The 13,774-nt window shown below is 41.7% G+C and carries 8 protein-coding genes; 7 read left to right on the top strand and 1 reads right to left on the bottom strand.

The window, feature by feature from the left end:
- Positions 1-388: 388 nt before the first annotated feature.
- Together NSB03_RS13270 and NSB03_RS13265 are read left to right on the top strand one after the other, a co-directional pair.
- A complete protein-coding gene (locus NSB03_RS13270; protein ID WP_024987590.1) occupies positions 389-640 on the top strand; it encodes a hypothetical protein in 252 nt (83 codons plus the stop codon).
- 110 nt (positions 641-750) lie between these two features.
- Positions 751-1,296: an RNA polymerase sigma-70 factor gene (locus NSB03_RS13265; protein ID WP_024987589.1), complete on the top strand. Its 546-nt coding sequence runs from the start codon at positions 751-753 to the stop codon at positions 1,294-1,296.
- Positions 1,297-1,377: 81 nt separating this feature from the next.
- On the opposite strand, the gene NSB03_RS13260 is transcribed toward NSB03_RS13265, so the two are convergent.
- Positions 1,378-3,225 (bottom strand): right-handed parallel beta-helix repeat-containing protein, encoded by a 1,848-nt coding sequence (locus NSB03_RS13260; RefSeq protein WP_257466430.1) that lies wholly within the window; start codon positions 3,223-3,225, stop codon positions 1,378-1,380.
- Between the two features lie 335 nt (positions 3,226-3,560).
- On the opposite strand from NSB03_RS13260, the gene NSB03_RS13255 reads away from it, so the two are divergent.
- From NSB03_RS13255 to NSB03_RS13235, 5 genes are all read left to right on the top strand, one after another.
- Complete coding sequence (locus tag NSB03_RS13255; RefSeq protein WP_306816293.1) at positions 3,561-4,502, top strand: FecR family protein; 942 nt, start codon at positions 3,561-3,563, stop codon at positions 4,500-4,502.
- Positions 4,503-4,547: 45 nt separating this feature from the next.
- Positions 4,548-7,928 (top strand): SusC/RagA family TonB-linked outer membrane protein, encoded by a 3,381-nt coding sequence (locus tag NSB03_RS13250; RefSeq protein WP_135034827.1) that lies wholly within the window; start codon positions 4,548-4,550, stop codon positions 7,926-7,928.
- An 11-nt stretch (positions 7,929-7,939) separates the two neighbouring features.
- Positions 7,940-9,844 carry a RagB/SusD family nutrient uptake outer membrane protein gene (locus tag NSB03_RS13245; RefSeq protein WP_135034825.1) on the top strand — a complete coding sequence of 635 codons (1,905 nt, stop codon included), beginning with the start codon at positions 7,940-7,942 and terminating at the stop codon, positions 9,842-9,844.
- 21 nt (positions 9,845-9,865) lie between these two features.
- Positions 9,866-10,735 carry a discoidin domain-containing protein gene (locus NSB03_RS13240; protein ID WP_228767168.1) on the top strand — a complete coding sequence of 290 codons (870 nt, stop codon included), beginning with the start codon at positions 9,866-9,868 and terminating at the stop codon, positions 10,733-10,735.
- A 159-nt stretch (positions 10,736-10,894) separates the two neighbouring features.
- Entirely contained in the window at positions 10,895-13,765 is a 2,871-nt protein-coding gene (locus NSB03_RS13235; RefSeq protein WP_128824365.1) for a M60 family metallopeptidase, read from the top strand.
- Positions 13,766-13,774: the final 9 nt, after the last annotated feature.

Genomic DNA, 13,774 nt, shown 5'->3' with positions numbered 1-13,774 from the left:
CGCGACAAGAAGAGCCGGGGTAAGTTGAAATATCAGCTATAAAATTATGACTGAAGAGAATTTAAACAGGCTCTGAGAGAAATCGTTTATTTTCATTTTTATGTAAGGGAGAGAAAGTACGAAAGTTCAAATTTTCCTGTATTTGTTCAGGAACAATTATATTCAAAATTTAGTTTGTTCCTATACGCTCATTAGTAAGTTCCACTAGTATTATTGTTTTTTTTAAAAAAAATAATTAAATGTATTCTGTTTATTATTAACTAGTTACAAATTAATTCTATTTTTTCTTTCACTTTTTTACAAAATCGATGTGGGGTTAGGAAGGAGTTATGTGTATTTATAGTATAAGAGCAAAAATAAAATTTAAAACCAACAAGATAAAAATAGGATGGATAAGGTTGAAAAGAAAAGATTAATCAAAAGCTTGCTATCGGGCGGATTAACCAAAAAGCAACGCAAAGACTTTGCTGACTTGGAACCGATAGATATAGAAATAAGAAAACAATGGGACGAGTCTGGCAACAGACCCGTCGATATGGAAATAAAAGAACAGATATGGAAAAAGGTAAGAAGCCAATGTGAAGGCAAGAAAGAAAACCAAGTTCCTGTAGGACTTAGTGATAATGAGCCATTTGAATGATTACTATTTTTCTTCCGAAGAGAAATAAACAGCTATATGTGAAATAAAATCCTTAAAAAATGTTGTGCTTAATAATTGTTTCCTTATTTTTGTATTGTAATTAGAAAAAGATGGAAGAGAAGCTTATTCTTGAAAAGGTGAGAGTCGGGGACGCAACTGCGTTTGCATTGTTATATGATCGTTACTGGTTGAAGGTCTATAACTTTGCTCAGCTTTATATAATTTCTTCTTCTGAGGTTTCTGAAGTGGTACAAGATGTTTTTGTAAAGGTTTGGGAATCAAGAGATACTTTTGATGAAACCAAAAACTTTGACGGTTTTCTTTTCATCATTACCCGCAATATCATTTTCAATTATTCACGCAGGTATTTTAATGAGTTGAACTTTCGAATGACAGCTTTGAAAGGGTTTGAGAACTCATATGATATGGAAGCGGAACTGGACGCGGCAGATTTGAAAAACTATATTGATAGATTGATTACTCAACTTCCACCACAACGACAACGTATTTTCAGAATGAGTCGCGAACAGCATTTAACTAATAAGGAGATTGCAGAACAATGTGCAGTTACGGAGAAGGCGATAGAACGCCAGATTACGTTGGCATTGAAATTTATTAAAGATAATCTGCCTTTGTTTATTGTGTTTATGGGATAACATTTTAATGAAGGAAAGCGGTGCTTTAGAGACTGAAAAGCATAGCTTCAAGTAACCTAAAGCACCACTCTGATTTTTTAATTATTTGATTTTTTGAAAGAATGGATTCTTGCCGATTTTTATATCAGACGACTTCATGTTTTCAAATTTTACAGTGCGCCCTAATACATCCCCTTCAATCTTGTTATTTGAAATAATCACAGACTTGCAGGCTTCCAGAGTGATTCCTTCTTTGCGGTAATGATATGGCTGATAGGTTGTGTCGCGTATCAGAGTATTGTTGGAGAAAGTCAGTCCGTCTACCGAACGGGCGAAAAGAATCGGATAATCGAACAGATGGAAGGTGTTGTCTACAATACGGATATTGCGATGATACGGATACTTCTGTTCCGGTGTCGGTATTTCAGGATCAATGCTGATTACCGCTTCACAGAATTGATAAAGCGAAGAGTTACATGGATAGCGGAAATCATTGTTACGTATCAATACATCTTTTACTGCTCCCGATTCATACCAGGCATTGGCGTCTCCGGCAATTAAGATAGCGGAACCACTGGATTCGAAAACATTGTCCTCTATTACAACTTTGCCTGGAGTGGATACAAGTAAACCGCGCGCACGACAACTTCCGAAGTGGCAGTTGCGTATTTCAGCATCCGGCGTACAAGTCAGGTTTTCTATTACGTATCCGGCTCCTACTTCTGTAGGAAGTGGTGCGGACAATTCAATAATAAATTCAGCTTTGTTCAATGCTTCGAATTTAGTTATTTTTCCGGTGGCTGCCGTACGCATTGTATTGTGTTCTATGAATCCGATAGTTTCATTCGGGCGTCCCCATTCCATTCCTTCGCTCATATCTTGCATGAATTTACATTTGATACGGGTAGGGGAGAGGACTTCCATGATACGTGAGCAGGTTCCGTGAATATTGATAGGATCGTCCATCAGCCCTGCCCAACTGCAATTTTCAATTTTGAGCAGACCGCTGCATCCCATAAAGTGAAAGCCGTCATCATGTCCGCTTAATACACGTCCTTTTGAGGTGTTCGGGATAATATGAACGTCATTGAAAGATATGTCCTTGCTATACTGCGATAGGATGCCTAATCCGCATGTATGGAATAATTTCAGGTTTTCCATCTTGGTGTTTGTGCTATGGAAAATGAAAATACCGGCATGGTCGCGGGTGCTATGTCTCAACACGAGGATAGTGCCTGCAGCAGGATAGAACTTGTTTGCTTCCCTGTTAGGGTCGGACAGGCGGACACGTCCGCGACTAACTTTCATTGCATCATAGCCGCGCCACCCCAGATTGTCACCTGTATTGGGCAAAACGAAGTGGGTTTCTGGGTCGAACTGCATGATTGACCACACGCTACTTTTCCATCCTTCACCAACAAAAGTAAGCCGTTTGTTTTCAATGATGTAGGGGTATTGGCAGGTGTCGATTTCGATTTCCATGAAGTCGGGTGTCGATTCAACGACAGTGCCTTGTGCGGTTAAAGGAATATCCCAGTCTACGGTAAAATTCTTTAGCGTGATGTTTTGGCAATGGTCCAAGGTGAATGGTTGCATTCGCCCGTGCATGATGAATTCCGAGCCGTCGCCGTCAATCGTCAGGTCGTTGACTTCGTCTAGCAACACAGCGAGAATTTTAGGATTCACATCATACGTGTTTGTCTCGTGATATTCCTTCTCAACAGCATGTTGTGCCCAGAAGTCATATCTTCCTTGGGGGAAGACAAGTGTGGAGCCTGGATTCTCTTTACAGGCTCTAATAGCTTTCTGTACAAACGGCACGGCATTAACACGGCTGTCGGGTTTTAAACCGAAGTCGGCAACTGAGATAATTTTATTTGCAGAAATGCTGGTTGCGCAAAACAATAATGCAAGCGGTAAAATCGATTTCAATAATAAGAGTGTTTTCATACGTTCTGTAATTTGTTAGATACTTGTTTCTTGCATAAATACTATTAATTAGTCAGTAACCCTACGCTTTCATTGAAAAAAAAGGTTTTTTTAGTAATTACCTTCTTACGGGCAGATTTTTATGTGGTGAATGTAAATAGATTGTGGGATTGGTTGTGTGGATTGCCTAAGTTCTATATGAACTAAAGTGAAATAAGAACAGGAAAAAATGAAATTGAAGAGTAAATCAAGAAAATTTCCTCTTTTTTCAAATAAAATCGTTATTTATTGTAGGGATAAGCCAAGCTGCGGTGTATTTATATATGTAGCACCAATTAGCGAACAACAAAATTGAAATGGAAACAAATATAGATAAACGAAAAAGATTGATTAAAAGACTTCTGACTGAAGAACTGTTACCGGAAGAAAAGCAATGTCTGCTAAAAAGAAAATCGGTAGAAGAAGAGATGCAAAAACAATGGAAACAGTTTGCAGATGACCCGATTAAGTCCAAGATTAAAAAAAGGATATGGCAGAATATTCAGCATAGATGCGATGGCAAATCCAAAGCTTTAGTTCATATAGAACTATGGCATCCGTTGGTTGCTGCCGTTGCAATTCTCTTGATAATAGGCGGTTTGCTGTTTTTATCTGTACAGGATGAAATGGGGGGCGAAAAAAACATTAAAATAATTGCAGAAAAGAATCAGTTATACGTGTTGCCCGACAGCACAAAAGTATGGATGCAGCCGGGCAGTTCGATCCGGTATGCAAAGGCATTTATGCAAGACAGAAGGGTGTGGCTGGAAGGAAATTCCTTGTTTGAAGTACAAAAACATAAGGGCAGTACATTTCAGGTATATATAAACGATGCATTTATAGAGGTGAAAGGAACTTGCTTTTTGGTAAAGCAAGAAGACGCATATTGTAGCGAAGTAACTCTGTTCGAAGGTGAAATTGAATTTAATATTCCGTCTACCTGCCAAAAAACGGCAATGCTTCCCTTGCAAAAACTTACTTACAACTCGATGGATTCACAAACACAAATAGATAATATAGCCAATATCAGTTGGGAAAACGGGAGATACAACTTAAAGGATGTCCCGTTGGATCAATTGATTCAAATCGTGAGCCGGATGTACCATACTGATATTCTTATGGAGGGAGTACATCGGGATGAAGTCTCGTTTAGCGGCAGTATTCATTATAATGAGTCTTTGGACAATGTTCTCAATAAGATTCGTTTCAGCTTGAATCTGAATATCCGAAAAGTAGATGACCGGTTCATTTTATACTAGCCTATTTTTTTATTAACCATATGTCTAATCAAACTTAATTAAAGCATGAGAAAATCACTCAGTTTTCAAAGTTGTGTACGATATTTCAAGAGTATCGTGCTGGTTTTGCTTTTTTATCCGTTGACAGCACTTGGAGCCCAGGGGCATATTACGGTAAAAGGACAGTCTATTACTATCAAAGAAGCTATTCAGCTCATTGAAAAGAACAGTAATTATGTCTTTTTCTACAATGCTGCGGATTTAAAAAACATTCGATTGAAAAATATCAATTGTTCGGGTACGATTGATAAGGTGTTAAAGGAAGTCTTTGCCGATACCGGAATTACTTGGATGATTCAGGACAATGATGTGATTCTGAAAATGAGTAAAACGGAATCGGTTCAACAAGCTAAGAAAGCGGAAGTTGTGGGTGTGGTTACCGACGCACGGACGGGAGAACCTGTCATTGGAGCAAGTATCGCTATTGTGGGAACATCGACAGGTGTTATCACCGATATCGACGGTAAGTTTGTGATTCAGGCAAATCCGCAGGATGTGCTGAAAGTATCGTATGTGGGATATACCACCAAAGAAGTGAAAGTAGGCAATCGGAAAGTGCTTACCATCGATTTGGCGGAAGATGCGCAGGCACTTGAAGAAGTGGTGGTGACGGCTTACGGAACAGGACAGAAGAAGGCAAGTATGGTAGGTTCGATACAGGCCATCCGTCCGGCAGAACTGAAAGTGCCTTCAACGAATCTTTCCAACTCATTTGCCGGTCGTCTGGCAGGTGTGGTTGCCGTTCAGCGTACCGGCCGTCCCGGAGCTGACGGTTCGGATTTCTGGATTCGCGGTATTTCAACCCTGAGCGGAACAACATCTCCTCTGATTATTATTGATGGTGTACAGGTGTCTTCGGCCGATTTGAACGCCCTGGACCCGGAAGTAATCGAAGGATTCTCCATCCTGAAAGATGCTACCGCTACAGCAATGTATGGAACCCGCGGTGCCAACGGTGTAATGATTGTCACTACTAAATCCGGACAGAATTTGGATAAGCCGATTATCAATTTCCGTGTAGAAGGGCAGGTGAGCCAGCCTACCAAGACTCCCAAGTTTGTGGATGGAGCTACGTATATGGAACTGTTCAACGAAGCAGTGAAGAATGATGGCAGTTCGGACGTTCTGTATAGTCAGGATAAGATTAACGGTACGCGTATGAAACTGAATCCATATGTTTTCCCAGATGTGAATTGGTATGATGAGATGTTTAATAATATAGCTTTTAATGAGAAAGTGAACTTTAACATCCGTGGTGGAGGAAAGAAGATTGATTATTTTTCGAGTATCTCGGTCAATCACGAATCAGGTATGTTGAAGAACCGTTCCAAAGATTTTTTCTCTTACAACAATAATATTGACGTGATGCGTTATGCTTTCCAGAACAATATTAATGCATACCTTAGCAAGTCATCAAAGTTATCTGTAAGATTGAACGTGCAACTTCGTGATTTGCGTGAGCCTAACCGTGGTGTTGATGATATCTTTGCAGATGCAATGAACACAAGTCCGGTTGAATCTCCCGTTTTCTATGAGCCTGATGGAGTGACCAATCATGTGAAATGGGGTACTACCGACCGTTTGATTACAGCTTATCAGGGTAATCCCGTTGCCCAACTGACTACAGGATATAACGATACGTTTGAAAGTACGGTTATTGCTGCAATTGAATTTGAACAGAAATTGGATATGCTGACTAAAGGACTTCGTTTCAAGGCTTTGGGAACATTCAAGAACTGGTCGAAATCGGTGAACAAATATAGCGCCGGCTGGAATAAATATTTGTTGGATTCGTATCAACTCAACGAAGATGGTTCGTACAGCTACACCACAAGCAGAGTAGGCAACGAAGTAACAACCGACTTGAACAATGCCATAGAAACGGCGGGAGATCGCCGGATTTATCTGGAAGCAATGGTTGATTATAACCGTACATTCGGAAAGCATGATGTGAATGCCATGTTGCTTTATAATCAGGACGAGCTTGTCAATAATGTGCCGAGTGGCGATACAGGTAGTCAAAGGCTTATCAGCTCGCTGCCCAAACGTAAACAAGGTCTTGCCGGACGTTTTTCGTATGCATACGACGGCAAATATATGGCGGAAGTCAATATGGGTTACAACGGTTCCGAGAACTTTGCGAAAGGACACCGTTGGGGTTTTTTCCCTTCCGTAGCGTTGGGGTATAATATCAGCGAAGAGAGTTTTTTTGAACCTCTTCGTAAAGTTGTCACTAATATGAAACTGCGTGGTTCGTGGGGATTGGTCGGTAATGACCAGATTGGGGGCGAAAGATTTATCTATATGCCTACAATCGATCTGTCCGGCAAAGGCTTTACTACCGGTATCGACCAAAACTATGGACTGAACGGACCGGTTTACACCCGTTACGAAAACAATAATATCACTTGGGAGGTAGGAAAAAAAATTAATTTAGGAGTTGACTTGCAACTGTTGAACAGTCTCAACATCGTGGTTGATATCTTCCGTGAGAACCGTAGAAATATCTTTCAGAAGAAAGGAACCATTCCTACCTATTTGGGAACCGGATCTACGGATGTGTATGGTAACCTTGCCGAGATGAAGAATCAGGGATTCGACCTTTCGATTGACTACAACAAGGCCTTCAGTAAAGATTTCTATATGAACTTTAAAGGAACCTTTACGTATGCCCACAATGAGATTACCAAATACGACGAAGCACCTAAGTATGCTTTTCAGTCGAAAGTCGGACAGAGTGCCAATGTGACCTCGGGATATTTGTCGAACGGATTGTTCTTGGATGAGGCTGAGATAGACCGTTACAATCAACAGATGGGGTCTACATTGGGGGCAGGCGATATCAAATATATCAATGTGTCGAAAATGCACGGATATGATGATGATATCGTAGATGTGGACGACTGGACATGGATTGGAAACCCGTCTGTACCTGAAATCGTATATGGTTTCGGACCTTCGTTCAAATATAAGAAATGGGACTTCTCTTTCTTCTTCCAGGGTGTGGCGAAAACCTCCTTGTTTATGAGCGGATTTCATCCTTTCGGCGACAACTCATTGCGTAACGTACTGCAATTTGTGGCAAACGACAGATGGTCGCCCACCAATCAGAATGTGGATGCGAAGTATCCGCGCTTGACACGTAAGACAAGTTTGAATAACACCCGTACATCCGATTACTGGATGCGCGACGGTTCGTTCTTGAAACTGAAAAATATGGAAATCGGATATACATTGAAGAGAATGCGTTTCTATGTGAGCGGTTCCAATCTGCTGACATTCTCTAAGTTTGATTTATGGGACCCGGAACAGGGAGGCGGAAGCGGATTGAAATACCCGACACAACGTGTCTTTAATGTAGGTTTCCAGATGACTTTCAATAATTAAATTTACATAGTATGAAAAATATAATAAAATATCTGTTTTTGGCATTGTTTGCAGGAGTTACAATGGTTTCCTGCAATTTCTTGGATGTGGTTCCGGCGGAGAAAGCAAGCGATAAGGATGCTTTTTCCAGCCCTAAAGCGGCAGAAAGATTCCTATACTCTTGCTATGGATATATCCCGCAGATTAATATGGTGCAGAACTGTCTCGACTTCAGTGGAGATGAGATTATAAGTCCGTTTGCTCAGGAATCGTACGTGAAATTTGCCGAAGGCGTCTATACTTCGGGAAACTTGATTATCAGCTATTGGAACGATTTGTTCTTGGGTATTCGCCAATGCTATTTGTTGAAGCAGAACATCAACTCGGTTCCCCGCATTGACCAGGAAACGATAGACAGTTATGTGGCTCAGGCTGATTTCCTGATTGCTTATTTCCATATGTTGCTGATTAAATGCTACGGCCCTGTCGTATTGGTGAAAGAATTGCCGATTTTGGATACTCCAAGAGAGAATCTGTTGGGACGTACCGCTTATGACGAGTGCGTGCAGTGGACTTGCGATATGTTTGACAGTGCTGCCGGAAAATTGCCGGCCACTCGTACCGGTTCGGAATACGGACTTGCAACCAGCGTGGCTGCAAAAGCCCTTAAAGCCCGATTGCTGCTTTATGCGGCTTCTCCTCTGTTCAACGGCAATACGGAATACTATAGTGAATTTGTCAATACGGACGGCAGTGCGTTGATGCCTCTCTCTTACGACGAAAATAAGTGGAAAAAGGCAGCAGACGCCGCACTTGAGGCAATCAATCTGGCAGAGTCCAACGGATATAATTTATATGAAATGCAAGAAGGAGATTTGAGCGGTTATCCCGAACCTCAGGATTTGATACAGCGCACAATGCGTTTTACATTTATGGACAAGGAGAACTCGACAGAAGTGCTGTTTGCCGAGACGCGTAAAGCGGGTGCATACGGCTTGCAGCCCAAATCCTTGCCTTTCTTGAGTGACGGCTCGTGGAACGGTGTTGCGCCGACTTTGACTATGGTGGAACGTTTTTATACGAAAAACGGGCTTCCTATTGACGAAGACCCCGAGTTTGATTATCAGAACCGCTTCTCGGTAGTTCCTTTCCCCGATGATGTTACCTATGGCGAAGGACAGACCTTGAAGATGAATATTGACCGTGAACCCCGTTTTTATGCTTGGATTGCATTTCAGAATGGTTATTATGAATGCCAGACAGAGTCTAAAGAGAATGCATATGTAGCGAGTGCCGAGCGTGTGGGAGGCAAGAAATGGCTGACGGATTTTACACTACAGGGAAATTGTGGTAAGCAAGGTAGAAATAACAACTATTCAAAAACCGGATACTTGAATAAAAAGGGAGTTCATCCGGGAGTAGCTGCTTCCAAATCGCAAAAGGCGCCCTCAAAGGACTATCCGTGGCCGGTTATCCGTCTGGCGGAATTGTATCTGAGCTATGCAGAAGCGTGTATCGCTTACAATAAGGAAGGCTATCTTGAGAAAGGTATGGAAAAACTGGACAGAGTGCGTCAGCGTGCCGGACTTTCTTCTGTGAAAGACTCTTGGAAGAATGCGAAGAATCCGATAGTGAGCTATGCGGGAAATGGTGGTCTGAACGGTAAACTGACAGAAATCGTAAGACAGGAAAGAATGATAGAACTTTATTTGGAACAACAGAACTTCTGGGATATCCGCCGTTGGAAATTGGGAGCCCAATACTTTGATGTACCGGTAAGAGGTATGAATATCGATGCTTCTGATATCAATGGATTTGCCACGGTGAAAACACTTCCCGATGTGCGCAATTTCGATACTCCGCGCCAGTATTTGTTGCCGATTCCGGCTGAAGAAGTGAGCAAGAATCCTAATATGGTGCAGAATCCTAATTATTAATTAAATTTTAGCATGACTGTTATGAAGAAAAATATTTTTTTATTGGTTGTCACTCTACTCTTGGTTGGGTTTGCAGGTTGCAGTGACGAAGATACAAAGTCTGTTGTTCCTTCTGATGTGATTGATTTAAGTGCCGATACTCAAGATAAGCCCGGTTATATTGTGCTTCGTTGGGTTACGCCTGATGATAATACAATCAGATATATAAAGGTATCTTATTATGATTATTTATTGGAACAGGATGTGGTAAGGCTGGCAAGTGTTTATGCGGATAGTGTGCTGATTCCGGATACGCGTAAAAAGTTCGGAGAATATGAATTTAAGGTACAGTCTTATAGTGAAACGGGTGATGCGGGAAATGTTCAGACAATCAAGGCTGTTTCGGAACCGGCTAAGGTGCAAATTGTGTTTGGAGAGTCCAGACAATTGGCATTGACCGAGGAACAGTTGTCGACAAATGCTCAGGAAGCCTCGGAGGGACCTATAGCGAATCTCATTGACGGGAACACCGGCTCTTATTTTCATACAGCCTGGAGCGGGACTGTTCCTGCGTCTCCTCACTGGTTCCAGATAGATACAAAAAAAGAAATCACTTACTTTAAGTATGAGTCGGTGGCACGCAATGGAAACAATATTCCTGATGATGTGGATATTATGGGTAGCAATGACGGAGTCAATTTTGAGTTGATAGAGAATCTCACAAAGGCTAAGAATGGAATGTTGATGAGTACAACTCCATATATGTCTCCTGTTTTGGGAGATAATTCCAAGCCCTATCGTTATATACGCTATTCGGTGAACCATACAAATACCGGTTCTGTCTTTTTCAGTATGGCGGAATTCAAATTATTTGAGGTTAATGCAAGTGTTGTTGATCCTGAAGCTGATTAGTGGGAAGCGTGGTATGCAGAGATTGAAATAATCGGATAGATTTTGTCTTGCAGACAAATCAGGCGGAAATATGAATATTTCTTTTCAGGGATAATATTGGATTTCCGCCTTTTTTATGGGTGTTTTGAATAAAGTTACATAATAATAAGATTTCGGTAAATGGTAAACAGTCATATAAAAAAATGTTTATTTGTCTTTTTCATACTTGTACATTGGGCGGTTGCTTTCTCTTGTACAAGTGATGATGAGGCATTGGAGGTGGTCGAGTTGTCTGTTAATAAGGAAGTGGTGGACTTCAAATGTGAAGCCGGCACGCAGAACATAACGGTTTCGACGAATGCTCCGATTTGGGAGGCTACGGCGGATAAGAGCTGGTGTACGCTTTCTGTGGCAGGAAAGATCCTGAAAATTTTCGTAGACGAAAGTGAAGAAAGATTGGTGCGTGAGGCTGTCATAACAATAACGGCGGAAGGCCTGAAAAAGACGGTTAAAGTTCGTCAGTTGGGATATGAGCCTGCTATATTGATTGATACAAACGTATTTGAAGTGGAAGTCATCGGGAAAGAGATTTCTTTCAATGTCACTACCAATGTGGAGGTAAATGCCGGATTTCCTGATTGGATTTCTGAAAAAGTAAAATCCCGTGCACCGGAAATGGTGACATCAACCCATGCTTATGTGGTGAAAATCAGCACATTGAATGAAAAGAGAGAGGGAACTATTGTTTTTACGGAAGTTTTGCCGGAAGGGGCTTCAGAAGAAAGTACTCCCGCTTCTGCTTCGGTTTTGATTGTACAGCAGGGTCTGAATGAATATAATGGCGGTGCGGGAGAAGATATAGAAGGAGATATCAAAGTGAAAGTTGTGAGTGGTACTGATACTTCCCATCAAGGGGAAGATGCTATCGGAAAGTCTTTTGACGGTGATTATACTACGTTGTATCATTCGAACTGGTCTAATGGTGGAGCGAATTATTTCCCAATTACGCTGACCTATAATTTTGCGGAAGCGTCTGATGTGGATTATCTGATTTATTATCCCCGTCCGTCAGGGTATAATGGTAATTTTAAGGAGGTGGAAATTCAGTATTCGGAAGATGGAAATGTATTTACGAAGTTGCTTGACAAGGATTTTGAGGGGGCGGCAACAGCTGCCAGAGTCACTTTTGACAATACGGTTCGGGCTAAGTCTTTCCGTTTTATCGTGAAAAGCGGTGCGGGAGACGGTCAGGGATTTGCTTCCTGTGCCGAAATGGAGTTTTATGCCAAGAATCTGAATGCTTTTGATTATTCCACTCTTTTTGAGGATGAAACGTGTAGCAACCTGAAAGTGGGAATCACGGAAGCGGATATCAAGAATTGTAAATATCCTTTTTTCAAGAATCTGGCGTATTACATGCTCAAGGATAAGTATGACAGAAATTTCCGTGTGGCAGACTATAAGGCGTTTCCAAATCCGGATATCCAGTCGGAAACCCACAAGACGAATCCGTACAGCCTTCTTGATAATCCGACGGGAATCTCGGTGAAAGAAGGAGAAACTCTGGTAGTAATGGTGGGTGATACATACGGACAGAACGTCGGAATGAAGGTACAGAATCTGGACGTGCCGGGAGGTGACGGTTTCGGAGGAGTTACGTATCCGTTGTATCAAGGTATTAATAAGTTGACAATGACTGGAAAGGGACTGGTGTATGTGATGTATCATACCAAGACATTGGTAGAGGCGGAAACGGCACGGCCTGTAAAGATTCATTTTGCTTCGGGTACGGTGAACGGTTATTTTGATTCGCAGAATGTAGAGCATCGGGGGCGTTGGAATGAATTGCTGGGTAAAGCTACGGATAAATATTTTGATGTGGTGGGACGGTATGCGCATCTGACATTTGAGACCAATGATTTCAGGAAGTATGCTGCTACAAACGGTAATGAATTGATTGATCTTTATGATAAGATTGCTCACAGTGAAATGCAACTTCTTGGCTTGGAGAAATATGGCAAGATGTTCGGGAACAGAATCTATCTCAATGTCATGTATCACTCTTTTATGTACGCAACTGCTTATCATACGGCTTATAATCAGACAACTATGGGAGATGTGTGTGATCCTGATGTCTTGAAAACTACCGGTTGCTGGGGACCTGCTCACGAAATCGGGCATTGCAACCAGACTCGTCCGGGGATCAAGTGGATAGGACTGACGGAGGTGACTAATAATATCATGTCCGAGTATGTGCAGACCACGGTTTTCGGTCAACCTTCCCGAATACAGACCGAGGATATGGGAGCGGTTTACCGTAACAGGTATTCGAAGGCATGGAACGGCATTATTGTTCCGAAAGCTTCTCATGCTGATTTTACAAATTTGGATGATTCGAATGATGTGTTTTGCAAGTTGGTGCCTTTCTGGCAATTGGAACTTTACTTTGGTAAGGTACTTGGACTGACTCCTCTTCAGCAGTCGGATTGTGGCGGCTTTTATCCGGAGGTTTTCGAGTATGCCCGTACCAAAGATTATGGTGGCATGAGTGAAGGAGAAATTCAGTTGGATTTCGTTTATAATTGTTGTGTGGCAGCCCGTCTGAATCTGCTTGATTTCTTTGAAAAATGGGGATTCCTGACTCCGGTAGACAAGCTGATTGATGATTATGGTACGAAAACCTTGAAAATTACCGAAGATATGGCAGAAGCATTGAAGAAGAGGGTAGAGAGCCTGGGATATGATAAGTTGCAGGATACAGCCCTCGAATATATATCGGATAATACGTGGGAACTGTATAAAACCAAACCGCAGGTAATATCCGGAGCAAATGCAACCCGAAGCGGCAATACCATTACAATAAAGAACTGGCAGAATGTAGTGGTTTATGAAGTGAGGGATCAGGCGGATAATCTTATCTTTATCTCCAGTGGTGAAACGACGCCTTCCGACACCGATGTCTTTACACTCTCCGGTAACTGGAATGACGGCTATACATTGTATGCTGTTTCAGCAGCAGGCAAACGGACTAAGATTCCGTTTGCCGATTGATTGTAACTA

Origin of the sequence: Bacteroides acidifaciens, assembly GCF_024623065.1 — a bacterium.
Taxonomy (GTDB): domain Bacteria; phylum Bacteroidota; class Bacteroidia; order Bacteroidales; family Bacteroidaceae; genus Bacteroides; species Bacteroides acidifaciens.
Note: the sequence above shows the minus strand (reverse complement) of the source record. Positions and strands in the feature narration are given on the sequence as shown.

Bases quoted from the DNA above. Each gene is read 5' to 3' on its own strand.
- NSB03_RS13250 (WP_135034827.1), top strand. From the start codon at position 4,548: ATGAGAAAATCACTCAGTTTTCAAAGTTGTGTACGATATTTCAAGAGT.
- NSB03_RS13245 (WP_135034825.1), top strand. From the start codon at position 7,940: ATGAAAAATATAATAAAATATCTGTTTTTGGCATTGTTTGCAGGAGTT.
- NSB03_RS13240 (WP_228767168.1), top strand. From the start codon at position 9,866: ATGAAGAAAAATATTTTTTTATTGGTTGTCACTCTACTCTTGGTTGGG.
- NSB03_RS13235 (WP_128824365.1), top strand. From the start codon at position 10,895: ATGGTAAACAGTCATATAAAAAAATGTTTATTTGTCTTTTTCATACTT.
- NSB03_RS13255 (WP_306816293.1), top strand. From the start codon at position 3,561: ATGGAAACAAATATAGATAAACGAAAAAGATTGATTAAAAGACTTCTG.
- NSB03_RS13265 (WP_024987589.1), top strand. From the start codon at position 751: ATGGAAGAGAAGCTTATTCTTGAAAAGGTGAGAGTCGGGGACGCAACT.
- NSB03_RS13270 (WP_024987590.1), top strand. From the start codon at position 389: ATGGATAAGGTTGAAAAGAAAAGATTAATCAAAAGCTTGCTATCGGGC.
- NSB03_RS13260 (WP_257466430.1), bottom strand. From the start codon at position 3,225: ATGAAAACACTCTTATTATTGAAATCGATTTTACCGCTTGCATTATTG.